Source organism: Pseudomonas songnenensis (genome assembly GCF_003696315.1).
GTDB classification, from domain to species: Bacteria; Pseudomonadota; Gammaproteobacteria; order Pseudomonadales; family Pseudomonadaceae; genus Stutzerimonas; species Stutzerimonas songnenensis.
Genome location: NZ_RFFN01000003.1, coordinates 107708 through 131235, shown reverse-complemented (window position 1 = coordinate 131235; position 23528 = coordinate 107708). Strand labels below are relative to the sequence as shown.

26 protein-coding genes are annotated in these 23528 nt (G+C 64.3%); 16 read left to right on the top strand and 10 right to left on the bottom strand.

Features of this window, described 5'->3' with window-relative positions; translation table 11 throughout:
- Positions 1-81 precede the first annotated feature (81 nt).
- From EA798_RS09280 to argH, 7 genes are all read right to left on the bottom strand, one after another.
- Positions 82-327 carry a TIGR02647 family protein gene (locus tag EA798_RS09280; protein WP_015278419.1) on the bottom strand — a complete coding sequence of 82 codons (246 nt, stop codon included), beginning with the start codon at positions 325-327 and terminating at the stop codon, positions 82-84.
- A 78-nt stretch (positions 328-405) separates the two neighbouring features.
- Positions 406-849, bottom strand: a complete 444-nt coding sequence (locus tag EA798_RS09275) for a hypothetical protein (RefSeq protein ID WP_122098760.1) — start codon at positions 847-849, stop codon at positions 406-408.
- A 74-nt stretch (positions 850-923) separates the two neighbouring features.
- Positions 924-1451 carry a hypothetical protein gene (locus EA798_RS09270; protein ID WP_106156025.1) on the bottom strand — a complete coding sequence of 176 codons (528 nt, stop codon included), beginning with the start codon at positions 1449-1451 and terminating at the stop codon, positions 924-926.
- 90 nt (positions 1452-1541) lie between these two features.
- A complete protein-coding gene (locus EA798_RS09265; RefSeq protein ID WP_122098759.1) occupies positions 1542-2735 on the bottom strand; it encodes an NnrS family protein in 1194 nt (397 codons plus the stop codon).
- A complete protein-coding gene (locus tag EA798_RS09260; RefSeq protein ID WP_122098758.1) occupies positions 2732-3211 on the bottom strand; it encodes a GNAT family N-acetyltransferase in 480 nt (159 codons plus the stop codon). The genes EA798_RS09265 and EA798_RS09260 overlap by 4 nt, the downstream gene beginning before the upstream one ends.
- Before the next feature lie 25 nt (positions 3212-3236).
- On the bottom strand, positions 3237-3794 hold the full coding sequence (locus tag EA798_RS09255) for an AAA family ATPase (RefSeq protein ID WP_122098757.1): 558 nt from the start codon (positions 3792-3794) through the stop codon (positions 3237-3239).
- Positions 3791-5185 carry an argininosuccinate lyase gene (argH, locus tag EA798_RS09250; RefSeq protein WP_122098756.1) on the bottom strand — a complete coding sequence of 465 codons (1395 nt, stop codon included), beginning with the start codon at positions 5183-5185 and terminating at the stop codon, positions 3791-3793. The genes EA798_RS09255 and argH overlap by 4 nt, the downstream gene beginning before the upstream one ends.
- 186 nt (positions 5186-5371) lie before the next feature.
- On the opposite strand from argH, the gene EA798_RS09245 reads away from it, so the two are divergent.
- From EA798_RS09245 to EA798_RS09205, 9 genes are all read left to right on the top strand, one after another.
- Positions 5372-6451 (top strand): sensor histidine kinase, encoded by a 1080-nt coding sequence (locus tag EA798_RS09245; protein WP_204156844.1) that lies wholly within the window; start codon positions 5372-5374, stop codon positions 6449-6451.
- The gene (locus tag EA798_RS09240; protein WP_015278411.1) at positions 6448-7194 is read left to right on the top strand and encodes a LytR/AlgR family response regulator transcription factor; all 747 of its coding nucleotides are present in this window, start codon (positions 6448-6450) and stop codon (positions 7192-7194) included. Before EA798_RS09245 ends, EA798_RS09240 begins: the two co-directional genes overlap by 4 nt.
- A gap of 166 nt (positions 7195-7360) precedes the next feature.
- A complete protein-coding gene (gene hemC, locus EA798_RS09235) occupies positions 7361-8299 on the top strand; it encodes a hydroxymethylbilane synthase (protein WP_106156021.1) in 939 nt (312 codons plus the stop codon).
- Positions 8296-9066, top strand: coding sequence for a uroporphyrinogen-III synthase (locus EA798_RS09230; RefSeq protein WP_106156020.1), 771 nt, complete (start codon positions 8296-8298; stop codon positions 9064-9066). Before hemC ends, EA798_RS09230 begins: the two co-directional genes overlap by 4 nt.
- A 16-nt stretch (positions 9067-9082) precedes the next feature.
- Positions 9083-10261: a uroporphyrinogen-III C-methyltransferase gene (locus tag EA798_RS09225; protein ID WP_122098755.1), complete on the top strand. Its 1179-nt coding sequence runs from the start codon at positions 9083-9085 to the stop codon at positions 10259-10261.
- Positions 10258-11478, top strand: coding sequence for a heme biosynthesis HemY N-terminal domain-containing protein (locus tag EA798_RS09220; RefSeq protein ID WP_122098754.1), 1221 nt, complete (start codon positions 10258-10260; stop codon positions 11476-11478). The genes EA798_RS09225 and EA798_RS09220 overlap by 4 nt, the downstream gene beginning before the upstream one ends.
- A gap of 118 nt (positions 11479-11596) precedes the next feature.
- On the top strand, positions 11597-12088 hold the full coding sequence (locus EA798_RS09215) for a disulfide bond formation protein B (RefSeq protein WP_106156017.1): 492 nt from the start codon (positions 11597-11599) through the stop codon (positions 12086-12088).
- Positions 12089-12345: 257 nt separating this feature from the next.
- A complete protein-coding gene (locus tag EA798_RS09210) occupies positions 12346-12813 on the top strand; it encodes an Rsd/AlgQ family anti-sigma factor (RefSeq protein WP_015278405.1) in 468 nt (155 codons plus the stop codon).
- Between the two features lie 104 nt (positions 12814-12917).
- Positions 12918-13751: an AlgP family protein gene (locus EA798_RS09205; protein ID WP_122098753.1), complete on the top strand. Its 834-nt coding sequence runs from the start codon at positions 12918-12920 to the stop codon at positions 13749-13751.
- Here the strand turns inward: EA798_RS09205 and EA798_RS09200 are convergent.
- Positions 13727-14203: a TIGR02444 family protein gene (locus EA798_RS09200; protein ID WP_106156015.1), complete on the bottom strand. Its 477-nt coding sequence runs from the start codon at positions 14201-14203 to the stop codon at positions 13727-13729. The two genes, EA798_RS09205 and EA798_RS09200, sit on opposite strands and share 25 nt — an antisense overlap.
- 69 nt (positions 14204-14272) lie before the next feature.
- Here EA798_RS09200 and EA798_RS09195 point away from each other — a divergent pair, with 69 nt between their 5' ends.
- The 5 genes from EA798_RS09195 to EA798_RS09175 are packed head-to-tail and all read left to right on the top strand — an operon-like array spanning position 14273 to position 18680.
- Positions 14273-16183, top strand: a complete 1911-nt coding sequence (locus EA798_RS09195; RefSeq protein ID WP_122098752.1) for an ATP-binding cassette domain-containing protein — start codon at positions 14273-14275, stop codon at positions 16181-16183.
- Entirely contained in the window at positions 16180-16761 is a 582-nt protein-coding gene (locus tag EA798_RS09190) for a mechanosensitive ion channel domain-containing protein (protein ID WP_106156013.1), read from the top strand. The genes EA798_RS09195 and EA798_RS09190 overlap by 4 nt, the downstream gene beginning before the upstream one ends.
- 8 nt (positions 16762-16769) lie before the next feature.
- A complete protein-coding gene (locus EA798_RS09185) occupies positions 16770-17531 on the top strand; it encodes a TerC family protein (protein ID WP_106156012.1) in 762 nt (253 codons plus the stop codon).
- Positions 17532-17577: 46 nt separating this feature from the next.
- The gene (locus tag EA798_RS09180) at positions 17578-18210 is read left to right on the top strand and encodes a LysE family transporter (RefSeq protein ID WP_102826252.1); all 633 of its coding nucleotides are present in this window, start codon (positions 17578-17580) and stop codon (positions 18208-18210) included.
- Between the two features lie 14 nt (positions 18211-18224).
- The gene (locus tag EA798_RS09175) at positions 18225-18680 is read left to right on the top strand and encodes a YaiI/YqxD family protein (protein WP_122099117.1); all 456 of its coding nucleotides are present in this window, start codon (positions 18225-18227) and stop codon (positions 18678-18680) included.
- A gap of 4 nt (positions 18681-18684) precedes the next feature.
- Here the strand turns inward: EA798_RS09175 and EA798_RS09170 are convergent, their stop codons facing one another.
- Together EA798_RS09170 and elbB are read right to left on the bottom strand one after the other, a co-directional pair.
- Positions 18685-19152: a thioesterase family protein gene (locus EA798_RS09170; RefSeq protein WP_106156011.1), complete on the bottom strand. Its 468-nt coding sequence runs from the start codon at positions 19150-19152 to the stop codon at positions 18685-18687.
- Positions 19153-19300: 148 nt separating this feature from the next.
- Positions 19301-19966: an isoprenoid biosynthesis glyoxalase ElbB gene (elbB, locus tag EA798_RS09165; RefSeq protein ID WP_106156010.1), complete on the bottom strand. Its 666-nt coding sequence runs from the start codon at positions 19964-19966 to the stop codon at positions 19301-19303.
- Between the two features lie 301 nt (positions 19967-20267).
- On the opposite strand from elbB, the gene hemB reads away from it, so the two are divergent.
- Positions 20268-21281: a porphobilinogen synthase gene (gene hemB / locus EA798_RS09160; protein ID WP_122098751.1), complete on the top strand. Its 1014-nt coding sequence runs from the start codon at positions 20268-20270 to the stop codon at positions 21279-21281.
- 19 nt (positions 21282-21300) lie between these two features.
- The gene (gene ppk1, locus EA798_RS09155; RefSeq protein WP_106156008.1) at positions 21301-23517 is read left to right on the top strand and encodes a polyphosphate kinase 1; all 2217 of its coding nucleotides are present in this window, start codon (positions 21301-21303) and stop codon (positions 23515-23517) included.
- The last annotated feature ends 11 nt before the right edge of the window (positions 23518-23528 follow it).

Below are 23528 nucleotides of genomic sequence, written 5' to 3'. Positions count from 1 at the left end.
CTGGCTCGGGCCATGTCGGCGACCGACCGAAGCCCGGGGCGGTATTTTCCGACCCGGGCAGAGGCAGTAAAGCAGTGTTGTTCAGGCCGTGGCCGTTTCCGAAAGGATGGTGAGCAGCGTTTGTGCCTGTTCGGCCGCGTCACGACCGAGGCTGGTGAGGTAACCGCCGTCGGCCTGGGTGATCAGGCCCTTGGCGTGCAGACGTGAAAAGGCGGCGATAGTCGAAGGACTGGCGTCGTGATGAACCTTCAGGCCTTCCTGCAGGTTTTCCAGATTGAACTGTCGAAGTACGTCCAGCTCGGCGACCAACTCAGGGGTGTACGACATGCTCGCTCCTCGGATGGTGGGCTTGTGCCCTGTTTGCTGAGTGTAGATGCTGTCAGTGGCCCTGCCTTGATCCAGGTCTTATTCGCTCGCTTCCGGAAGCTCTGGCAGCTTGCGCAGCATGACCTCGTAGGCGCTGGCGTCGAAAGGGCGGTCTTCGGCCAGCATGCTGCGAATTTCGTGTGCCAGAACCAATGCCATCATCTGCACGCATTCGTCGCGCTCGTAGCCAACCAGGGTGAGCTTGTTCAGTGTGGCTTGAGTCGCCGCCGGCTCGCCGGCTTCGATCTGGTTCTCGATGGCCTGAATCAGATGGGATTCGGCGAAGTCTTCGTCTTCTTCGTTGCTAGGGGTGTCTTGCGCCATGGCGGGTTTCTCGTCGAGCGGTGCCGGATTTTCCTCATCGAGCTGACAGATCGTACAGCTGCCATCATCCGGACGGTTGGTTTCAACGTAGCGTACCCGTCGATGAGCGGCCTGGCGATCGGCATCGATGCGATAGCGTGGGCGGTCGGATTCGGGCATGGAGATCCTCCGTAGGGATGCCCTCAGCTAAACATCTGGCGGCCGTCGGGGCAATGCCGCGGTGGCACAACGGTTCAGTCCATGAAGCTCAGCGCCAGGCACAGCAGGCCGAATGCGGTCCATACCAGCGAGAAGATGATGGGTGTACGCAACGAGAATAGCAGGGTGCGTTTGTAGCGAGGTCCGCCTACCGGGCTGGTGCCCTCACCGAACAGCGCCGACTCGTTGTTCGGCAGCATGCCCACGCGGCCTTCGAGCTGCAGGAGCTCGGACTGCTTCTGATGCCAGCGCTCGATCACCTCGAAATTCGATTTGATGCCGGGCATGGCGTGGAGCGACGTGATCAGCCCCAGCACCGAGAGAATCGCCGGTACTACCAGGCGGAACAGGTCGCCCCATTCTGGGTTGCTGTTGGCCATGGATGAGGCGAACGCGATCATCAGGAATGACTGCGATGACAGGTAGGTGCTGGTGCGATCGGCCAGCAGCGTGGACTCGAAGTGGATCTCGGAGCGGTAGAAGATCAGGCGCTCCTTGGGCGAGTCGAAGAGCTCGGCGCCCTGGGTGTCCTGGTTCAGCAGCAGGGTGCGCAGGTCGGTCATGCAGGCCTCGATGAGTGCGGGAGGCGCGGCTGGAATTAGCCGTCGGCTGCATGTAGGTCAAGCGTAACGCACGAGAGTTCCGGCGCTGGCTCAGCGGTCAGGTCTCACGCGAGTGCTGTCTGGGTGCGCAGTACGACAGCGCCAGAGCAGCAGCGCCAGCGCCAGAAAGGCTAGCGACCAACTAGCGGCGGCCAGCAGCAACCAGCCCGGTCTGGACAGGTTGAGCAGCGTGGGCAACACGCGCGCCAGGGCCGCCAGGCTGATCAGCAGCGCGACGGCCTGAATCCATGGCTGCGCAGCGGGATCGCGAAAGCGGTAGATCAGTCGCGTGCGCGCCATCACCGCGAAGGTCAGGCTGCCCAGTGCGCCGACGCTCAGTGCGTGTAGCGTTGCACTGAGCGGCAGCCGCGGCAGCCATGTGCTCAGGCCAAACAGCAGTAGCCCGAGCGCGAGCCAGGTGTAGCCGAGCAGCAGGATCAGCAGGTCCGGGCGGGCGCAGTGCCAAGGCTGCCAGCGCAGCAGACGGATGATCGTGAGCACGCCGGCGGTGATCAGCGCCGCTCCGGTCAATTGCCGGGTCAGTGACCAGGACAGAAGGTTGAGCACAAGTGCGAGGCCAAGCAGGATCAGCACGGCACCCTCGATATTCGGCTGGACTCGCGCAGCCAGCTGCCGGCCCTGGCTCTGTGCGTATCCGGCAACGGCGGGCGCGATGATCCGGCCGCCCATGAAGAACATCAGCGCTGCGAGCAGAAGCAGCGCTTCGAGCAATACCCGTTGGTCAAAGCTCGCGCCGAAGCCACTGCTGGCCGCTGCGCTGAGCAGCCCCAGCGCGGCCACAACGGGTGCGACTGTCTGGTTGCGCCACTTCTTCGCGGCGCCAAGAAAGCGTGGCAGTACCTTCCAGGCAAGCCCGGCGGCGAAGACCGCAGCGCTGGCCAGTGCCAGCCAGGAGTCTGGCCAGAGCAGAAAGCTCACCCGCGCCAGAAGCCAGCAGCCAAGCAGTGTCAGGGTAAAACGCAGCGGTTGCGGGCCGAGCAGGTAGCCGGCAATCACCGCGAGGGCGAAGCCGAAGATCATTTCGTGAGCATGACCGGCGGGTGTAGCCAATCCGGGCAACGCCGGAAGCAGGCCGAGGAGTGCAAGGACCGAGCACGGCAGGATGAACGCTGCGTAGAGCGCGGCAGCAGGGAAGAACCAGGCGTTGGCAAAGGGCAGGCGAGGCTTGCGCGCCGGAACCGCAGTTGCGGAGTCGGGTGCAGGCGCGTTCGGACGGTTGATCAACCCGCTGCGAACTCTGACAGTGCGTCGCCGGTAAGACGGTAGCCGATCCACTCGTTCTGCGGCCTGGCACCAATGGACTCGTAGAAGTCGATGGCTGGCTGATTCCAGTCAAGGACCGACCATTCGAAGCGCCCGCAGCCGCGTGCCACTGCCAACTTGGCCAAATGGCGCAGCAGCGCCTTGCCGGCGCCGACGCCACGCTGCTGCGGCGTGACGTAGAGGTCTTCGAGATACAGGCCGTGCTTGCCCAGCCACGTCGAGTAGTTGAAGAAATACACCGCATAGCCGATCGGCTCGCCGTCCAGCTCGCAGATCAAGCCGTGGGCGGTGCTGCCGTCAGCGAACAGGCTGTTCGTGATGCCGGCGACGTCGGTCTTGACCTCGTGCTCAGCCTTTTCGTAGATCGCCAGGTCGGTGATGAAGCGCAGGATCAGGGCGGCGTCTTCGCGCACCGCGGGGCGAATGTTCAATGGCATCTCGTTCATCCAGAAAATTGGTCGTTTATCGAGTGGCTGCGCCGGCTGGCAGGCCCGCAAGAAAGCGTTCGACGGCCTGGCGTGAATCCAGTCGCAGGTATTGGCGATGCGCCGGAGCATTGCGCATTTCTTCGCCATAGCGATGGCGGTATTTGGCGTGGCGCGTCCAGCTCCAGACCAGAATGGACTGTTCGGGCTTGAGGCTGAACAGGTTGGCCCAGCGTTCACGGTTGCCGTTCCACAGCACCTGACGGCTGAAAAGCCGTCGTAAGGTGCGCCAGAGCACCTGGCGCATTACGGTCGGTCGCGGCACATCGAGCCAGATCACCATATCCGCGTGCTCCAGCACCAAAGGGCGGGCCGCGGAATAGTTGCCTTCCACGACCCAGCCATCACTGCGTATTGCTTCGGCGACCTGAGACTGGAACTGCTCGGTGGGCAGGGTTTGCCAGTCGGGCTGGTGATACAGGGCATCCAGCTCGATATGGCGATAACCGAGCTGCGCTGCCAACCGACGCGATAGGGTGGTCTTGCCTGCCCCCGAACAGCCGACCACGGAAATACGTCGGCCTGGCGTGATCACCGAGTGGCCAGCAGGCTCTTGCCGCGTGCCACGGCAGCGCGTACCTGGTCCGGTGCCGTGCCGCCGATATGGTCGCGGGCGTTGACCGAGCCTTCCAGGGTCAGCACGGCGAACACGTCGTCAGTGATCTGGTCGCTGAACTGGCGCAGCTCATCCAGGCTCATCTCGGCCAGGTCCTTGCCGGTCTGCACGCCGTACTTCACCGCGTGGCCGACGATCTCGTGGCAGTCGCGGAAGGGCAGGCCCTTGCGTACCAGGTAGTCGGCGAGATCCGTCGCGGTGGAGAAGCCGCGCAACGCAGCCTCGCGCATGATTTCGCGCTTGGGCTTGATCGCCGGGACCATGTCGGCAAAGGCGCGCAGGCTGTCGCGCAGGGTGTCGGCGGCGTCGAACAGTGGTTCCTTGTCTTCCTGGTTGTCCTTGTTGTAGGCCAGCGGCTGGCCCTTCATCAGTACCAGCAGCCCTGCGAGCGCGCCGAACACACGACCGGTCTTGCCGCGCACCAGCTCGGGTACGTCCGGGTTCTTCTTCTGCGGCATGATCGAGGAGCCGGTGCAGAAGCGATCCGGCAGGTCGATGAACTGGAACTGAGCGCTGGTCCAGAGCACCAGCTCTTCGGAGAAGCGCGACAGGTGCATCATCGCCACCGAGGCGGCGGCACAGAATTCAATGGCGAAGTCGCGATCGGAAACGCCATCCAGCGAGTTGCCGGAGATCGCTTCGAAACCCAGCAGTTCGCAGGTGATCTCCCGCTGGATCGGATAGGTGGTGCCGGCCAGCGCGGCCGAACCGAGCGGCATGCGGTTGGTGCGCTTTCGGCAGTCGACCAGACGCTCGTAGTCACGGCTGAGCATCTCGAACCAGGCCAGCAGATGATGGCCGAAGGTCACCGGCTGCGCGGTCTGCAGGTGGGTGAAACCGGGCATGATGGTGCCCGCTTCGGCTTCGGCCAGACCAAGCAGGCCCTGCTGCAGTCGAGTAATTTCGCCGAGGATCACGTCGATTTCGTCGCGCAGCCACAGGCGGATGTCGGTGGCGACCTGATCGTTGCGCGAGCGTCCGGTGTGCAGCTTCTTGCCGACGATGCCGATGCGGTCGGTCAGCCGCGCCTCGATGTTCATGTGCACGTCTTCCAGATCCACGCGCCAGTCGAAGGTGCCCGCTTCGATTTCGCCCTGGATATCCTTCAGATTGGCGATGATCGCGTCGCGTTCGCCTTCGGTCAGTACACCGGCTTTTTCCAGCATGGTGGCGTGGGCGATCGAGCCCATGATGTCGTGGCGGTAGAGGCGCTTGTCGAACTCGACGGAGGCGGTGAATCGGGCGACGAAGGCGTCGACGGGCTCGCTGAAACGGCCGCCCCAGGACTGGTTGGTCTTGTCGGTGCTCATGAATGCGCTCGCTGAAATCCGAAGGCTGAGGAAAGGCCGCGATGATAACAGGGATGGCGCTGCGATCGGGCACCTCGGAACCTCGGCGTGAAGGGTGAGCTGGCTGGCAAATCCCGACTAATCCCAGCATGGCGACGAGCGATCGTCTTGCCGTTGCCGGGGCGGCCAAGGAAACTCGCCCTCCGGATACCCATCAGGCCGAATCGTGTGAAATCCACCGCCCTAACCGACGACTTCTTCGTACCCGAGCTGTGCCAGCCCGAGGCCCTGCTCGGTCTCGTCCTGCTCGCCGAATTGCTGGTGTTCGTGCTGGTGCTGGCCGAGCCTATGCAGCCGGGCTTCAACTGGATGCGCCTGGCGCTGACCTCGCTGTTCGTGCAGTGGATCGTGCTGCTGTCGGCCGGCACCATGTGCCTGCTGCGGCCTCTGCTGGCCCGGCTCCGGGCGGCATTCGCGGGGCTTGCCTGCTGCGCGCTGGTGGTTGGGCTGACCCTGGCCTGCACCGCGGTGGCCGATATCTATCAGCTCGGCGGCCCGCTCTCTCGCGACGGCGAGGTCAACCTCTACCTGCGCCATGCGCTGATCAGCCTGATCATGTCAGGGCTGCTGCTACGCTATTTCTATCTGCAGAGCCAATGGCGGCGTCAGGAGCAGGCGGAGTTGCGTGCGCGGATCGAATCGCTGCAGGCACGTATCCGCCCGCATTTCCTGTTCAACAGCCTCAACAGCATCGCCGCACTGGTTGCCAGCGACCCCGCCAAGGCCGAGCAGGCGGTGCTGGATCTGTCCGACCTGTTCCGTGCGAGCCTGGCTCGCCCCGGTACGCTGGTGGCCTGGCGCGATGAGCTGGAGCTGTCGCAGCGCTACCTGTCGATCGAGCAGTACAGGCTGGGCGACCGGCTGCAGATGGACTGGCATATCGACGGCGTACCGGACGACCTGCCGATTCCGCAACTCACGTTGCAGCCACTGCTGGAGAACGCGTTGGTCTATGGCATTCAGCCACGTATCGAGGGAGGAGTGGTCAGCGTAACCGCCGAATATGCCGACGGCATGTTTCAGTTGGTGGTCAGCAACCCGTTCGACGAAACCGCTCAAGCGCTGGCTTCACGCGGTACGCGTCAGGGGCTGCAGAACATCGACGCACGATTAGCGGCACTTTTCGGTCCGCTAGCGAGTCTCAGCGTGGAGCGCCGTGAAGGCCGCCATTACACATGTCTACGCTATCCATGTGCGAGACAAACGCAGGAAGCCAGATCTATATGAATGTCCTGATTGTCGATGACGAACCTCTAGCCCGCGAGCGCCTCAGCCGACTGGTAGGTGACCTCGACGGCTATCGTGTCCTCGAGCCTGCTGCCAGCAATGGCGAAGAAGCATTGACGCTGATCGAGGAACTGCGCCCTGATGTCGTGCTGCTGGATATCCGCATGCCCGGGCTCGATGGCCTGCAGGTTGCCGCCAAACTCTGTGAGACGGATGCGCCGCCAGCGGTGATTTTTTGTACTGCCCATGATGAATTCGCCTTGGAGGCGTTCCAGGTCAGCGCGGTTGGCTACCTGGTCAAACCGGTACGCCCGGAACACCTGACCGAGGCGCTGAAAAAAGCGGAGCGGCCGAATCGCGTTCAGCTCGCCGCCTTGACCCGTCCGGCGGCGGTTTCCGGCGCCGGGCCGCGCAGCCATATCAGCGCGCGTACCCGCAAGGGCATCGAGCTGATCCCGCTGGATCACGTGATCTACTTCATCGCCGACCACAAGTACGTCACGCTGCGCCACATCGGCGGCGAGGTGCTGCTGGACGAGCCGTTGAAGTCCCTGGAAGACGAGTTCGGCGAACGCTTCGTGCGTATCCACCGCAACGCGCTGGTGTTCCGTGATCGCATCGAGCGTCTGCAGCGCACGCCGCTCGGGCATTTCCAGCTGTTCCTCAAGGGGCTCGAGGGCGAGGCGCTGACCGTGAGCCGGCGGCATGTAGCCGGTGTGCGCAAGCTGATGCAGAACCTCTGACGCAGCGCCGTCCGCGGCGTCGGTGCTTGCCGGCTGTCGCGGCTGGCGAGCCCGCGGCTGGGGAATCGGCGCACCGTCATACCCGCTCTTTACTTGATTCCGGCCAACCCAGGCTGGTTGCGCGGCCTGTTATCATCGCCGGCAATTCACTGTTCTGGAATTGCCCATGTCTCGCGAAATTCGCATCGCCACCCGCAAGAGTGCCCTGGCCCTGTGGCAGGCCGAATACGTCAAGGCGCGCCTGGAGGCGTCGCACCCGGGGCTGAAGGTCAGCCTGGTGCCGATGGTCAGCCGCGGCGACAAGCTGCTCGACGCGCCGCTGGCGAAAATCGGCGGAAAGGGCCTGTTCGTCAAGGAGCTGGAAACCGCGCTGATGGAGAACGAAGCGGATATCGCCGTGCACTCCATGAAAGACGTGCCGATGGAGTTTCCCGAAGGGCTGGGCCTGTACTGCATCTGCGAACGCGAAGACCCGCGTGATGCGTTCGTCTCCAATCACTACGACAGCCTCGATGCGCTGCCGCCCGGCAGCGTGGTCGGCACCTCGTCGCTGCGCCGCCAGGCCCAGCTGCTGGCGCGTCGGCCGGACCTGAAAATCCAGTTCCTGCGCGGCAACGTCAACACCCGACTGGCCAAGCTCGATGCTGGCGAGTATGACGCCATCATCCTGGCCGCCGCCGGGTTGATCCGCCTTGGCTTCGGTGAGCGCATCCGCTCCAGCATTGGCGTCGACGAGAGCCTGCCGGCTGGCGGTCAGGGCGCTGTCGGTATCGAGTGCCGTACCGCCGACAGCGAACTGCATGCGCTGCTGGAATGCCTGAACCACGCGCCGACCGCGACCCGTGTCGTCGCCGAGCGTGCCTTGAACAAGCGTCTGAACGGCGGTTGCCAGGTGCCGATCGCCTGTTACGCGGTGCTCGAAGGCGAACAGCTGTGGTTGCGCGGGCTGGTCGGGCAGCCGGACGGTACCTTGCTGCTGCGCGCCGAGGGCCGTGCGCCGGCCGCCGATGCCGAGGCGCTGGGCGTACAGGTCGCCGAGGCGCTGCTGGCCCAGGGCGCCGAACAGATCCTCCAGGCGGTTTACGGTGAGGCTGGCCACGAGTGAGCGATTGGCGTCTGCTGCTGACGCGGCCGGCCGAGGAGTGCGGGCCGGTCGCGGCATCATTGGCTGAAGCCGGCATTCACAGTGCAAGCCTGCCGCTGCTGGCGATCGAGCCCTTGCCGGAAACCGCCGAGCAGCGCACCACGATTCTCGAGCTGGATCGCTACTGCGCAGTCATCGTGGTCAGCAAGCCGGCGGCCCGGCTGGGCATCGAGCTGCTCGACCGCTACTGGCCACAGCCACCATTCGGCCAGGCCTGGTTCAGCGTTGGTGCCGCCACCGGCGCGATACTCGCCGACTACGGTCTGGACACCAGCTGGCCGGAGCGTGGCGACGACAGCGAGGCGTTGCTGGCGCTGCCGCGCCTCGACGAGGCACTGGCCAGACCCGATCCCAAGGTGCTGATCCTGCGTGGCGAGGGTGGGCGTGAGTTGCTCGCCGATACATTGCGCGGGCGCGGGGTGCAGGTGGATATCCTCGAACTCTACCGGCGCACGCTTCCTGCCTACCCGCCGGGCACGCTGGTCGCTACGGTCCGTTCGGAACGGCTCAACGGCCTGGTGGTCAGCAGTGGGCAGGGTTTGCTGTCGCTGCGTGAGCTGGCAGCCGATACCTGGCCTGAATGGCTTGAGCTACCCTTGTTCGTACCCAGTCCGCGGGTCGCGGAGATGGCTCGACAGTTAGGCGCCAAACGAATTGTGGATTGCCGTGGCGCAGGCGTTGCGGCATTGCTGGCGGCCTTGCGGGAAACCGCGGTGACTGCCTCCTGAAGCAAAGGATGGAAACGTGAGCGAAGCAGATTCCAAGAAAGAACCGCTGCAACCCCCCGCCAGTGAGCCGACGCCGACCGTCGAAACTGCAAAGCCAGCCAAGCCAGCTCCATCCAGGCCTGCCAGCGCCAATGCAGGAGGCAAATCACTGGCGGCACTGGCGCTGCTGGTCGGTCTGGGTGGCGTAGCACTCGGCGGCTATGGCCTCTGGCAGCTACAGCAGCTTGGTGCCAGCGAGGATCGCCAGCTCGAAGCGTTGCAGAGCACCGGCGAGCAGACTCGCCAACTCGCTGAACGCGAGCGCGAGCTGGCGGCACGCCTGGGCCGTCTGGAGCAGCTGCCGTCGGCCAGCGAGCTGGAGGAGCGGCGTCGATTGCTGGCTGCATTGCAGAGCGATCAGCAGCGGCTTTCCGGGCGAGTCGAGCAAGTGCTGGGCGCCAGCCGTGAGGAATGGCGCCTGGCCGAGGCCGAACATCTGTTGCGTATGGCCATGTTGCAGCTGTCTGCAATGCAGGACATCAAGAGCGCCGAGATGCTGGTTCACGAAGCCGACCTGATCCTGCAGAAGCAGGACGATCCCGGCGCCTACGGCACACGGCAGAAACTGCTGGAGGGCCTCGAGGCGCTGCGCAGCCTGCCGGAGCTTGATCGTACCGGCCTGTTCCTGCAGCTCGGGGCGCTGCGTGGGCAGAGCAACCAGCTCAGCGCGCTCGCGCCCGAATTCATCAACGGCGAGGCAGTGCCGGAAAACGCTCAGGACAGTCCCTGGCAGCGCTGGCTCAACGAGCTGACTCGCTACGTGCGGGTGGATTTCGATGCCGGCGGCGACGTCAAGCCGCTGCTTGCTGGCCAGACGCTGGGGCAGGTGCGTCTGGCGCTGTCGCTGGCCATCGAGCAGGCGCAATGGGCAGTGCTCAACGGCAATGCCAAGGTCTACCGGCAGTCGCTGGAACAGGCGAGTGCAGTAATCAAGGACCACTTCAGCGAAGACAACGGCCAGGCGCGTGGTCTGCGCGAGCGTCTCGAAGCATTGTCCCAGCGCGAGGTGGAGGTGACTCTGCCTGATCTGGCGCCGGCGTTGCAGGCTCTGCAGGCCTATGTGCAGAAGCGCGAACGCCGCGACGAAGGCCCGGCGAGCAAAGCTTCGTCTCAGCCTGAGACGCGGAACGAGGCGCAGGAGGCAGAGCGCACATGAAACGCCTGGCCCTGGTATTCATCCTTCTGCTTGCGATCGCAGGCTTTCTCGGTTGGGCGATCAGTCAGAGCGCCGGCTACGTACTGATCACCTACGACCAGTTCCGTTACGAATCGAGCTTCTGGGTATTCCTCGCGCTGGTTGGCTGTCTATGGTTGCTGGCGATGGTCGTGCACTGGTTGTTGGGCGTGCTGCAGGTGTCCGGCGCACTGGTCAATCCATGGTCACGGCGGCACCGCGCACGGCGCGTGGAAAACGCCTCCCGCAAGGGGCTGCGTGAGCTGGCCGAGGGGCAGTGGGGCCCGGCGTTGACGCACCTGCAGTTGGCCGCAGAAAAGGATCGCCAGCCCCTGGTGCATTACCTGGGTGCGGCGCGGGCAGCCAACGAGCTGGGTGAATATGCCCAGAGCGACGAGCTGCTGCACAAGGCGCGTGAGCGCGAGCCCGAGGCGGCGCTGGCGATCGGCCTGACCCAGGCGCAGCTGCAGATTGCCCGGGGCCAGTATGTCGAAGCCCGTGCTTCGCTCAGCGAATTGCAGAACGACCATCCGCGCCACCCCTATGTCCTCACGTTACTGCAGCAGCTCTACGTGCAGCTCGAAGACTGGGCGGCGCTGTGCCGCTTGCTGCCGGAGCTGCGCAAGCATAGGGTGCTGCCTCCGGCGCGCCTGAGCGAACTCGAAGTGCTGGCCTGGACGGCGGCGGTCGAGCAGGCCGGGCAGCCGTCCGAAGTAGCCGCCGAGGCGGGCATCGAAGGGCTCAACCAGCGCTGGCAGACCGTTCCCAGCGCGCTGCGCAGCGAGCCGCTGGTAGTACGCGCTTATGCTGACGGGCTGTCCCGCCTGGGCGCGCAGCCCAAGGCCGAGGAAGTCCTGTATGCAGCGATCAAACGGCAGTTCGATGATCGTCTGGTGGAGCGCTACGGGCGGGTGCTGGGCCGTGATCCGGCGCGCCAGCTCGCACACGCCGAGGGCTGGCTCAAGGATCACCCGCAAAACCCGGTGCTGTTGCTTGCGCTGGGGCGTCTGAGCCTGCGTAACGAGCTGTGGGGCAAGGCACGCGACTATCTCGAGGCGAGCCTGCGTTTCGATCATCGTCCGGAAACCTGTGCCGAGCTGGCTCGCCTGCTGGCCCAGTTGGGTGACACCGAGAACAGCAACCGGTTGTTCCAGCAGGGCGTCGGTCTGCTCGGCCGCAATCTGCCCGCTACCTTGTGATGGGCTAGACAGGCCCGCCAGCTGGCGGGCCTGACGCATCGGTGCGACTTGCTCGCCGCTTGTAAGGCCGCTGGGGTTTCCACTACCGTAGCGAACTTTTCCAGCTAGCGGAGCCACCATGCGCCTGGCCAGCCCCCGTCCCCTGTTCTTCGTCGCCTTCCTGGGCAGCGCCCTGCTGATCGCCATCGCGCTCTACATGGAGCATGTGATGGGCCTCGTGCCGTGCCCGCTGTGCATCGTCCAGCGCATCTGCGTGATCGGTTTCGGCCTGATCTGTCTGGCGGCGGCGATTCACGGGCCGGCCAAGACCGGTCGCCGCGTTTACTCCGGCTTTGCTCTGATGTTCGTGCTGGCGGGCGCCGCCACGGCAATTCGTCAGATCTGGCTGCAGAGCGTGCCGGCCGATCAGCTGCCGAGCTGTCTGCCGAGCCTGGAATACATGATGGAGGCGTTGCCGTTCCAGGAAATCGCCCGCCTGGTGCTGCATGGCACCGCCGAGTGCGCCGAGGTGAGCTGGACGATGCTGGGCATGAGCATCCCGGAGTGGAGCCTGCTGGGCTTTATCGGCATGGCGATCCTCTGCCTGTGGCAACTGCTTCGTCGCGACTGAGCAGATCTTTTACCTTCCTGTCGAACTCCCGTTGCGCTTGCACGGTCTTCTCATGGACGCGCGGCCCGTGGGGGCCGCTGTGCGCTCGCGAGATTCATCGGCATTTTGCTTGATGCATCGAGCGTCGCGGCATAGTCTGCTCGTGCGGTGACGGATTCCTGCCATTCGCTGCCGCCACTCACCCAAAGGCCGATACCGAAAGACAAAAACGTCTCGGGATGGCGTAAAGCATCATCGATTAGGGAAGTGAGGTCATCATGCTCGAGAGCTGTCGGAATGCCCAGGAACGCTGGGGTGGTGTACATCTGCTGATCGACCGTTGGCTGCACGAGCGCCACGCTTTGATCAATGCTTACGACGGGTTGCACACCGAGCGCGACGACGCCGCTGCTCGTCAGGGTCTGCAGCAGTTCTGCGAATATCTGGTCGACTACGTCTCGGCCGGCCACTTTGAAATCTACGAACAATTGCTCGCCGAGGCCGAAGCCTTCGGCGACGCGCGCGCCATCGAGCTTGCCAAGCAGATCTATCCGCGTATCGAGACCATCACCCAGGTCGCGCTGGGCTTCAATGATCGCTGCGAGAAGGGCGACTGTCTGGGCAGCCCAGGCCTGGCCGATGAGCTGAAGAAGCTTGGTCAGCTGCTGCATGAGCGTTTCGAGCTGGAAGATTGCCTGATCGAAGTGCTGCATACCGCCCACAAGCAAGCTGCCACTCCTGCCTGAATGACGCACCAGGCGCTGCGGCAGATGCGGCGCTTCCTGGCCTCTGGCGGCCACCCTGCGGGCCGTCTAGTATGGCTGCATCGTTCCTGCCAGGAGGCACCTTCATGCCCGCGAAGAAGAAGTCTGTCACTACACCGCTGCATCTGCTGCAACAGCTTTCGCACAGCCTCATCGAGCATCTGGACAAAGCCTGCAGCCAGGCAGTCAAGGATGCCGAGAGCGCGCTTGCCAAGCTGCAGAAGCAGCGCGGCAAAGCCCAGGAAAAGCTGACCAAGGCCCGCGCCAAGCTGGACGAAGCGGGCAGTGCCGGCAAAGCCAAGGCACAGACCAAGGCGCGCACGCGGCTCACCGAACTCGAGGACTCGCTCGCGCTGCTGCAGAATCGGCAGAGCGAAACCCTGACCTATCTTGCCGAACTCAAGCGCGACGCCGAGCAGAGTCTGAAGCTGGCGCAGGGCATCCGGCAGGTTGCCGACGCCGCGGACAAGGAATTGCTGAGTCGTCAGCAGTCGACCGTCACCACCGGCAAAGCTGCAGCGCCTCGGCAGACTGCGCGCAAGCCGGCTCCAGTCGCTGCGAAAGCTGCTGCGAAAACCGCGGCGACACCAGCCAGAACCCAAGCCACCAAAACAGCGGTAAAACCAGCCGCTAAAGCCCCGGCAAAGGCTCCGGCCAAAGCGCCGGCCAAGACGTCAGCCAGTACTGCCGCTTCCAAACCCGCCACTGCACGCCCGACTGCAGGGAAGGCGCCAGCCCGTACCCGGCCTAGCGCGGCGACCAAGCCTGCGGTCGCTCCTGCGGCTGCCGAGAAAGCGGCACCCGCCCCGCAGGCATCGGTTCAGCCTGCCGCCAGCAAGCCAGCCAGCAAACCTGCCGCGAAGAAGCCCGCTCCGCGCAAGCCAGCCGCCAGCCCTCAAAAGTCGTCCAGCTCGCGCTGAATCCGATACGCCGCGCTGCGCAGGCTTTCCAGGTCTGCGCAGCAGTGGTTCGACGGCGCCAGTGCGTTCAGCCACGTGTTGGGTTCGCAAGACAGGGCCCAATCGTCACTTGTTGCCTGTAGCCGCGCGAGCAGGTGGCGTTCTGCTTGCAGCTCCATCGTCTTCAGCGTCTCGCGAAGTTCGCGCAACGCTTCGTCCCTCTGGGCCAATGGTCGCCATGCCTGGCGCAACGCACGCAACGGCTCCACAACATCTCGCTGCCAAGGCGCGGCGACGTCCTGCAGCGCGTGCAGCCGCTCTTCGTTGCAGGCCACCCCTCGAGCTTCCAGCCAGGCAGCGCAAAGCAGTACGCACACATCCGCGCCCTGGCTTTGCAGCTCCAGACAGGCACTCTCGACGCCGGGTTGTGCATAGCACCGCACAGCGAAATTCCACAGGTTCAGGTCAGGCATTGGCAGTGCGCCTTTTTTTGCGGCTAGCTCGGCTGGCTTTCCAGGCGAACTGATAAACTCGCCGGCATTATGATCCGACTTCAGAATCTCACTCTACAGCGTGGCCCGCAGCGTTTGCTGGAAGGCGCCGAGCTGACCCTGCACCCCGGCCAGAAGGCCGGCCTGATCGGCGCCAATGGCGCCGGCAAATCCACCCTCTTCGCACTGCTGCGCGGTGAAATGGTGCCCGATGGTGGCGATTGCCAGTTGCCGCCGGACTGGCGCATCGCGCACATGCGCCAGGAGATCGATGTCCTCGATCGCCTGGCGGTGGATTACGTCCTCGACGGCGACGTCGAGCTGCGCCGCGTCCAGCGTGAGCTTGCCACTGCCGAGCAGGCGCACGATGGCAACGCTCTGGCGCGGTTGCATACCGAGCTGGACAACCTCGACGGCTACAGCGCCGATGCCCGCGCGCGCAAGCTGCTCGCCGGGCTGGGCTTTGCCAACGAGCAGATGACGCTGCCGGTGAGCAGTTTCTCCGGTGGCTGGCGTATGCGTCTGAACCTCGCGCAGGCGCTCATGTGCCCGTCCGATCTGCTGTTGCTGGACGAACCGACCAACCACCTCGATCTCGATGCGATTCTCTGGCTGGAGGATTGGCTCAAGGGCTATCCCGGCACCTTGCTGCTGATTTCCCACGACCGTGACTTTCTCGATGCAGTGGTCGATCACGTCATCCATCTGGAACAGCGCAAGCTGACGCTCTACCGCGGTGGCTACTCGGCGTTCGAGCGCACCCGTGCCGAACGCCTTGCGCAGCAGCAGCAGGCGTTCGAGAAGCAACAGGCGCAGCGCGCGCACATGGAAAACTATATCCGCCGCTTCAAGGCCCAGGCGACCAAGGCACGCCAGGCGCAGAGCCGGATCAAGGCGTTGGAGCGGCTCGAGGAGCTGGCGCCGGCGCATGTGGACTCGCCATTCGATTTCCGCTTCCGTGAGGCGGACAAGGTGTCCAGTCCCTTGCTGGACCTCGCCGAAGCACGCCTCGGTTACGGCGAGAAGGTCGTCCTGGAGAAGGTCAAGCTGCAGTTGGTCCCGGGTGCGCGCATTGGTCTGCTTGGGCCGAACGGCGCGGGCAAGTCGACGCTGATCAAGACGCTTGCCGCCGAGCTCGCACCGCTGAGTGGCCGGCTGCAGCGCGGCGAGAATCTGGCTGTCGGCTACTTCGCCCAGCATCAGCTCGATTCGCTCGATTCCAAGGCCAGCCCGCTGCTGCACCTGCAGCGTATCGCGCCGAGCGAGCGCGAGCAGACATTACGTGACTTTCTCGGCGGGTTCGATTTTCGGGGGGCGCGCTGCGACGAGCCGGTGCTGAATTTCTCCGGTGGCGAGAAGGCTCGCCTGGCTCTGGCACTGATCGCCTGGGGCAAGCCCAACCTGTTGCTGCTCGATGAGCCGACCAACCACCTCGATCTGGAAATGCGCCTGGCACTGACCATGGCCCTGCAGGATTTCGAGGGTGCGGTGCTGGTGGTGTCCCACGACCGGCATCTGCTCAAGAGCACCACCGACGAGTTCCTGCTGGTGGCGGACGGCCAGGTGCAGAGTTTCGACGGCGATCTCGAGGACTATGCGCGCTGGCTGGTGGACTACCGGGCGCGTCAGCAACCTGTTGCCAGCGGAGAGCCCGCGGCGGACAAGACCGACAAGCGCGCCCAGCGCCAGGCGGCGGCGGCGCTGCGTCAGCAGTTGGCGCCACACAAGCGCCAGGCGGACAAGCTGGAGAAGGATCTGGCGACGGTGCACGAAAAACTGGCCGAGCTCGAAACGAGCCTGGGCGACAGCGCGCTTTACGAGGCGGCGCGCAAGGATGAGTTGCGCCAGCTGCTGGCCAGACAGGCCGAGTTGAAGGTTCGCGAAGGCGAGCTTGAGGAGGCCTGGCTGGAGGCGCTGGAAACGCTGGAAGCCTTGCAGGCGCAACTGGAGGCCAGCGCATGAGCGAACCCTGGCTGAGCCTGGTCGAAGAGTGGCGCTTGCAGTGGATGCTGGGCTTGCAGGTATTGCTGATCCTGCTGGTGGCCTACGTGCTGCAACGGCTGGTGGTACGCGGTCTGACGCGGGTTTCGTCGCGCTATCCGCTGCCGCCGGAGTTGCTGATCCCGGTGCGCGGCGGCATCCGCTGGTTCATCATCGGCGGCGCGCTGATCATGGTGCTGGAGCGCTTCGGTGTTTCTGCCACGGTGCTGTGGACGGCCATTTCCGGGTTCGTCGCGGTGGCGGCGATCGCCTTCTTTGCCATCTGGAGCGTGCTGTCCAACCTGCTGTGTGCGGTGCTGATTCTCACCGTGGGACCGTTCCGGCTGGGTGACGTCGTGGAAATCGTCGAGGCGTTCGACAAGCCGATCGTCAAGGGTCGTGTGATCGACATCAATCTGGTCTACACCACCTTGGAAGAGGTGGCCGAGGCGGGCACTGGCGCCATCGTTCAGGTGCCCAACAGTCTGTTTTTCCAGAAGGCCGTGCGCCGCTGGCGTGGCAGCGAAGTCCAGCTCTACCACCGTAACCCCAACGAGTAACAGTCCTCATGGAATGGCTCAGCAACCCTGAAATCTGGGTCGCTTTTCTGACCCTGACCGCCCTGGAAATCGTCCTCGGCATCGACAACATCATCTTCATCTCGATTCTGGTCAGCCGGCTACCCAAGGAACAGCAGCCCAAGGCGCGCTTCTTCGGCTTGTCGCTGGCGATGGGCACGCGAATCCTGCTGCTGCTTTCCATCGCCTGGGTGATGCGTCTTACCAATGATCTGTTCACCGTATTGGGCGAGGGCGTTTCCGGACGCGACCTGATCCTGTTCTTCGGCGGCCTGTTCCTGTTGTTCAAGAGCACCCTGGAAATCTGGCACAGCGTCGAGGGCGAGGAAGAGCAGGGCGCAGCCGGCGGCGGCGCGGTGAAGGCCGGCTTCATGGGCATCATTCTGCAGATCGCGGTGATCGACATCATCTTCTCGCTCGACTCGGTGATCACGGCGGTAGGCCTTGTGCAGAACGTCCCGGTGATGGTTGCCGCGATCGTCATCGCCGTGTTGGTGATGATGCTGGCTGCCGGCACCATCAGTGACTTCATCGACAAGCACCCGACGCTGAAGATACTCGCGCTGTCCTTCCTCATCGTGGTCGGTACGCTGCTGATCGCCGAAGCCTTCGATGTGCATGTGCCGAAGGGTTACGTCTACTTCGCCATGGCATTCTCGCTGGGCGTCGAGGCGCTGAACATTCGCATGCGCAAGGCCATGAAGCGCAAGCTCAAGGAACCGGTGAAGCTGGGCAAGGGCTTGCCGGACTGAATCGAAGCGCCGGGCGCGGCGCAATCGCCTGAACGGAGAAATTCAAATGTCACTGGAAACCTGGCTCGCTTTCTTCGTCGCCTGTTGGGTGATCAGCCTGTCGCCGGGCGCCGGTGCCATCGCATCGATGTCCTGCGGCCTGCAGTACGGCTTCTGGCGTGGCTACTGGAACGCCATCGGGCTGCAGCTGGCACTGGTGCTGCAGATCGCGGTGGTTGCTGCCGGTGTCGGCGCCGTGCTGGCGACCTCGGAGCTGGCGTTCGGCCTGATCAAGTGGTTCGGCGTCGGCTATCTGCTGTGGCTGGCCTGGAAGCAATGGCAGGCGCAGCCGCAAGCACTGGACGACTCCGCCGCGCCGCGCCCCATTGGCAGACCGCTGAGCCTGGTTCTCCGTGGGTTCGTGGTCAACGCCAGCAACCCCAAGGCGATCGTCTTCATCCTTGCGGTGCTGCCGCAGTTCCTCGACCCGCAGCGGCCGCTGCTGCTGCAGTACAGCGAGATGGCTGCAACCATGGTGGTGGTCGATCTGATCGTCATGGCCGGCTACACCGGGCTGGCGGCGAAAGTGCTGCGGTTATTGCGCACGCCGCGTCAGCAGCGCCTGATCAATCGCAGTTTTGCCGCGGCATTTGCCGGCGCGGCAGCGCTGCTGGCAACGGTTCGGCGCGCGGTCGTATGAGCGAGCCGACTTCGATGCGCGTCTGGATCGACGCCGATGCCTGTCCACGTGCGGCGAAGGATCAGGTGATCAAGTTCGCCCTCAAGCGCAAGTTCGAGGTGCTGCTGGTCGCCGGGCAGAGCCAGATCAAGCCGGCGTTCGCCTGCGTGCGGCTGATCGTGGTGCCGAGCGGGCCGGATGCGGCCGACGACTACCTGGTCGAGCATGCCGAGCCCGGCGATCTGGTGATCTGCAGCGACGTCCCCCTGGCCGATCGGCTGGTGAAGAACGGCGTCGCGGCGCTGGACCCGCGCGGGCGCGAGTTCGACGAGCGCAACATGGGGGAGCGCCTGGCAGTGCGCAATCTGTTCACCGATCTGCGCGAGCAGGGGCAGGTAGGTGGCGGCCAGGCGGCATACAGCGAGCGCGACCGGCAGGCCTTCGCCAATGCACTGGATCGCTTGCTGACGCAGCTGTCGAGAAGCCGCTAAGCGATCAGCCGCACAGGTAGGTCCCGGTGCCTACGGCTACCAGCACACCGGTTTCGTTGTGCAGCTCCGAACGCACCACCGCGACCTTGTTGCCCGAGCGCAGCAACATGGCGCTGGCACTGAAGCGCGTGCCGCGGCCCGGGCGCAGGTAATCGATGCGCAGGTCGATGGTGCCCAGCCGGGAAAGCCGCGCGGCACGCTCCTGTGTTGTCAGGTGACGATGCTTGTCGAAGGCGCCGAGCATCGCCATGGCCCCGCCCGCGACGTCCAGCAGCGAGGCGATGACCCCGCCGTGAAGAATGCCGTGGACGAAATTGCCGACCAGCTCGGGCTTCATCGGCAGGTGCATCATCACCCGGGTAGTGGAGATTTCGTCGAGTTCGATGCCCAGTGCCTGATTGAACGGGATGCGCTCGAACATCTGGCGTACTGCCTGGGCCTGCTCGGCGAGCAGTTCATCGTCTTGATTCATGATCGGCGTTCCTGTGGCTGAGCGACCAAGCTGCCCGACCCCGCCTCCGCTGAACAGGGCAGCGGCATGAGCAGCCGCGGCTTTGGCGGCTTTCGCGCAAAAAAAATCCCGGGCTGGCCCGGGATTCTTATCAGCACTGTGGAGCAGGTCAGCTCTCGGTGGTCATTTCCAGAACGCGGTCGACCAGCTTGTAGATGCCCGACGCGGCCTCACTGATGGACTGCGCCAGCATGTATGCCGGGGTGGTGACCAGTCGGTGCTTGTCGTCCACGACGATATCGCTGACTTCGCAGGCCTGATGCTCGGCGCCCATCTGGCCGACCGCCTTGGCCGCATCGGCGTCGTCGCTGCCCAGGGTGCAGACCACGCCAGCCCCGAAAATCTGCGCGGCCATGGTCGGTGCGATGCACATCATGCCGATCGGCTTGCGCGCTTCGGCGAAGGCCTGGGCCAGTGCGATCACTTCCGGCAGCGCCTTGCTGGCAACGCCTTCGGTGGCAAAGGTCGACAGGTTCTTCGCGGCGCCAAAGCCGCCCGGGATGATCAAGGCGTCGAAATCCTCGGCGCGGGCTTCGCGCAGGTCCTTGATCTCGCCACGGGCCAGGCGGGCCGATTCGGTCAACACATTGCGCGATTCCGGCATCTCGTCGCCGGTCAGGTGATTGATCACGTGCATCTGCGGGATGTTCGGTGCGAAGCACTGCACCTTGACGCCTCGCTGGTCCAGGCGCAGCAGCGTGATGACGCTCTCATAGATCTCCGAGCCGTCGTAGACGCCACAGCCGGATAGGATCACGGCGACTTTCTTGTTCATAGCGATACTCCTGGTCAAGTTCAACGGCCCTGCGATGGGCGCTGCGGATGCGTTCGATGCTAATGCCTGAGACGGCTTCAGGTAAGCCCCGCATGTTTCTTGGATGCGTCGGAGCTGTCGGTGTTCATTGCCACAGGTCTGGCACGCCGGTTTGCGCTTGATCAAAGGACTGGCAGTCACCGGCATGGCTGGCGACAATGGGGTGATTTCGCAGGCCCGGCGGCGTGCCGTTGTCATCATTTCGTCATGCGCCAGGCCTATAAACGTCACATTCGCCCGTTTTGCGGGCCAGGAGTCCGTCGTGAGTTTCGTTCCTGCCAGCCGGTTGTTCCCTGCTACTCGCCTGCGTCGCAACCGTCGCGATGATTTTTCCCGCCGCCTGGTGCGCGAGAACGTGCTGACGGTCGATGACCTGATCCTGCCGGTGTTCGTGCTCGATGGCGAAAACCGTCGCGAAGCCGTGCCGTCGATGCCCGGCGTGGAGCGGCTGTCCATCGACCTGCTGCTCGAGGAGGCCGAGGAGCTGGTGGCGCTGGGCATTCCGGCGCTGGCGCTGTTCCCGGTGACGCCGCTGGAGAAGAAATCCCTGGATGCCGCCGAAGCCTGGAATCCGGACGGCATTGCCCAGCGCGCCACCCGTGCGCTGCGTGCGCGTTTCCCTGAGCTGGGCATCATCACCGACGTCGCGCTCGATCCGTTCACCACTCACGGCCAGGACGGCATCCTCGACGACAACGGCTACGTACAGAACGACGTCACCGTCGATGCGCTGGTCAAGCAGGCGCTTTCCCATGCCGAGGCCGGTGCTCAGGTGGTCGCGCCGTCGGACATGATGGACGGCCGCATTCAGGCGATCCGCGAGGCGCTGGAAGTGGCCGAGCACCACAACGTGCGCATCATGGCCTATTCGGCCAAGTACGCCAGTGCCTACTACGGCCCGTTCCGCGATGCGGTCGGTTCGGCGGCGAACCTCGGCAAGAGCAACAAGAACACCTACCAGATGGACCCGGCCAACGGCGACGAGGCGCTGCACGAGGTGGGCGCCGACCTGGCAGAGGGCGCCGACATGGTGATGGTCAAGCCCGGCCTGCCGTACCTGGATATCGTCTGGCGGGTGAAGGAGGCCTTCAAGGCGCCGACCTTCGTCTATCAGGTCAGTGGCGAGTACGCCATGCACATGGCCGCCATCCAGAACGGCTGGCTGAGCGAGGCCGTCATCCTTGAGTCTTTGGTCGGCTTCAAGCGCGCCGGGGCCGATGGCATCCTCACCTACTTCGCCAAACAGGCGGCACAACAATTAAAACGGGGCCAGTGAGCCCTTTCGAGGCAAAGCGATGATCAACCAGGGACTCAGCGAAAAGGAACTGCAGGACGCCGTCGTCAGCGAGGTGCTGGAGGTGGTCGAGCCGGAAGCGGTGGCGGTGCCTTCCGCGCCGCCGGAAGTCGTCGAGGAGGCGCCGGTCGCACCGGTGACCAATCTGGATGACAGCGCGCTGTACATTCACCGCGAGCTTTCCCAGCTGCAGTTCAACATCCGCGTGCTGGAACAGGCGCTGGACGAGTCCTATCCGCTGCTGGAACGGCTGAAGTTCCTGCTGATCTTTTCCAGCAATCTCGACGAATTCTTCGAGATTCGCGTCGCCGGGTTGAAGAAGCGCGTCACCTTCGCCCGCGAGCAGGCCGGCGCCGACGGTCTGCAGCCGCATCAGGCGCTGGCGCGCATTTCCGAGCTGGTGCATGAGCAGGTCGACCGCCAGTATGCGATCCTCAACGACGTGCTGTTGCCGGCGCTCGCCGAACACCAGATCCGCTTCATCCGCCGCCGGCACTGGACGGCCAAGCTCAAGACCTGGGTGCGCCGCTATTTTCGCGACGAGATCGCACCGATCGTCACGCCCATCGGGCTGGACCCGACCCACCCGTTCCCGCTGCTGGTGAACAAGAGCCTGAACTTCATCGTCGAGCTGGAGGGCGTCGATGCGTTCGGCCGCGATTCCGGTCTGGCGATCATTCCGGCGCCACGGCTGCTGCCGCGGGTGATTCGTGTGCCGGAGTCGGTCGGTGGTCCGGGCGACAATTTCGTCTTCCTCTCGTCGATGATCCACGCCCACGCCGACGATCTGTTCCATGGCATGCGGGTCAAGGGCTGCTACCAGTTCCGCCTCACCCGTAACGCCGACCTCTCGGTGGACACCGAGGACGTCGAGGACCTGGCCCGCGCGCTGCGTGGCGAGCTGATCTCGCGGCGTTACGGCGACGCCGTGCGTCTCGAGGTGGCCGACACCTGTCCGCAGCATCTTGCCGACTTCCTGCTCAAGCAGTTCAGCCTCGGCGAGAGCGAGATGTACCGGGTCAATGGTCCGGTCAACCTGACCCGACTGTTCAGCATCACCGGTCTGGACAGCCATCCGGAGCTGCAATACAGCCCGTTCACCCCGTCGATTCCGAAGCTGCTGCAGAACAGCGACAAGATCTTCAGCGTGATCAACAAGCAGGACATCCTGCTGCTGCACCCGTTCGAGTCGTTCACGCCGGTGGTCGACCTGCTGCGCGAGGCGGCCAAGGATCCCTGCGTGCTGGCGATCAAACAGACGCTGTACCGCTCCGGCGCCAATTCGGAGATCGTCGATGCGCTGGTGGACGCGGCGCGCAGCGGCAAGGAGGTCACCGCGGTGATCGAACTGCGCGCCCGCTTCGACGAGGAGTCCAACCTGCAGCTGGCCAGCCGCCTGCAGCAGGCCGGCGCGGTGGTGATCTATGGCGTGGTCGGCTACAAGACCCACGCCAAGATGATGCTGATCCTGCGTCGCGAGAACGGCGAACTCTGCCGTTACGCGCACCTGGGCACCGGCAACTACCACGCGGCCAACGCGCGGCTGTACACCGACTACAGCCTGCTGACCTCGGACGACGCGCTCTGCGAGGACGTCTCCAAGCTGTTCAGCCAGCTGATCGGCATGGGCAAGACCATGCGCATGAAGAAGCTGCTGCACGCGCCCTTCACGCTGAAGAAGACGCTGCTCGACCTGATCGCCCAGGAAACCCAGCATGCGGCCGAGGGCCGGCCGGCGCACATCATCCTGAAGATCAATGCACTGACTGATCCGAAGATGATCAAGGCGCTGTACAAGGCCAGCCAGACCGGCGTGCGTGTGGACCTTATCGTGCGCGGCATGTGCTGCCTGCGCCCCGGCATCGCCGGGGTCTCGCACAACATTCACGTGCGCTCGATCATCGGCCGCTTCCTCGAGCACAGCCGGGTTTTCTACTTCCAGAACGATGGCGACGAGAAGCTCTATCTCTCCAGCGCCGACTGGATGGAGCGCAATCTCGATCGGCGGGTGGAAACCTGCTTCCCGGTCGAGGGCAAGAAGCTGGTGACGCGGGTGAAGAAGGAGCTGGAGGGCTTCCTCAGCGACAACACCCAGAGCTGGATCCTGCAGCCGGACGGCAGCTACGTGCGCAACAGCCCGACCGGCAACCAGAACGCGCGCAACGTGCAGAGCACCTTGCTCGAGCGTCTCACCGGACCGCAGGTCGGGACGCGTTGAGTCCGCGACTG

Excerpts from the sequence above, each read along its gene's own strand:
- EA798_RS09195 (WP_122098752.1), top strand. The coding sequence starts at position 14,273 with ATGATCCGACTTCAGAATCTCACTCTACAGCGTGGCCCGCAGCGTTTG.
- EA798_RS09275 (WP_122098760.1), bottom strand. The coding sequence starts at position 849 with ATGCCCGAATCCGACCGCCCACGCTATCGCATCGATGCCGATCGCCAG.
- ppk1 (WP_106156008.1), top strand. The coding sequence starts at position 21,301 with ATGATCAACCAGGGACTCAGCGAAAAGGAACTGCAGGACGCCGTCGTC.
- EA798_RS09220 (WP_122098754.1), top strand. The coding sequence starts at position 10,258 with ATGAAACGCCTGGCCCTGGTATTCATCCTTCTGCTTGCGATCGCAGGC.
- EA798_RS09185 (WP_106156012.1), top strand. The coding sequence starts at position 16,770 with ATGGAATGGCTCAGCAACCCTGAAATCTGGGTCGCTTTTCTGACCCTG.
- hemC (WP_106156021.1), top strand. The coding sequence starts at position 7,361 with ATGTCTCGCGAAATTCGCATCGCCACCCGCAAGAGTGCCCTGGCCCTG.
- EA798_RS09190 (WP_106156013.1), top strand. The coding sequence starts at position 16,180 with ATGAGCGAACCCTGGCTGAGCCTGGTCGAAGAGTGGCGCTTGCAGTGG.
- argH (WP_122098756.1), bottom strand. The coding sequence starts at position 5,185 with ATGAGCACCGACAAGACCAACCAGTCCTGGGGCGGCCGTTTCAGCGAG.
- EA798_RS09170 (WP_106156011.1), bottom strand. The coding sequence starts at position 19,152 with ATGAATCAAGACGATGAACTGCTCGCCGAGCAGGCCCAGGCAGTACGC.
- EA798_RS09260 (WP_122098758.1), bottom strand. The coding sequence starts at position 3,211 with ATGCCATTGAACATTCGCCCCGCGGTGCGCGAAGACGCCGCCCTGATC.
- EA798_RS09205 (WP_122098753.1), top strand. The coding sequence starts at position 12,918 with ATGCCCGCGAAGAAGAAGTCTGTCACTACACCGCTGCATCTGCTGCAA.
- EA798_RS09210 (WP_015278405.1), top strand. The coding sequence starts at position 12,346 with ATGCTCGAGAGCTGTCGGAATGCCCAGGAACGCTGGGGTGGTGTACAT.
- elbB (WP_106156010.1), bottom strand. The coding sequence starts at position 19,966 with ATGAACAAGAAAGTCGCCGTGATCCTATCCGGCTGTGGCGTCTACGAC.
- EA798_RS09215 (WP_106156017.1), top strand. The coding sequence starts at position 11,597 with ATGCGCCTGGCCAGCCCCCGTCCCCTGTTCTTCGTCGCCTTCCTGGGC.
- EA798_RS09175 (WP_122099117.1), top strand. The coding sequence starts at position 18,225 with ATGCGCGTCTGGATCGACGCCGATGCCTGTCCACGTGCGGCGAAGGAT.
- EA798_RS09180 (WP_102826252.1), top strand. The coding sequence starts at position 17,578 with ATGTCACTGGAAACCTGGCTCGCTTTCTTCGTCGCCTGTTGGGTGATC.
- EA798_RS09200 (WP_106156015.1), bottom strand. The coding sequence starts at position 14,203 with ATGCCTGACCTGAACCTGTGGAATTTCGCTGTGCGGTGCTATGCACAA.
- EA798_RS09280 (WP_015278419.1), bottom strand. The coding sequence starts at position 327 with ATGTCGTACACCCCTGAGTTGGTCGCCGAGCTGGACGTACTTCGACAG.
- EA798_RS09270 (WP_106156025.1), bottom strand. The coding sequence starts at position 1,451 with ATGACCGACCTGCGCACCCTGCTGCTGAACCAGGACACCCAGGGCGCC.
- EA798_RS09240 (WP_015278411.1), top strand. The coding sequence starts at position 6,448 with ATGAATGTCCTGATTGTCGATGACGAACCTCTAGCCCGCGAGCGCCTC.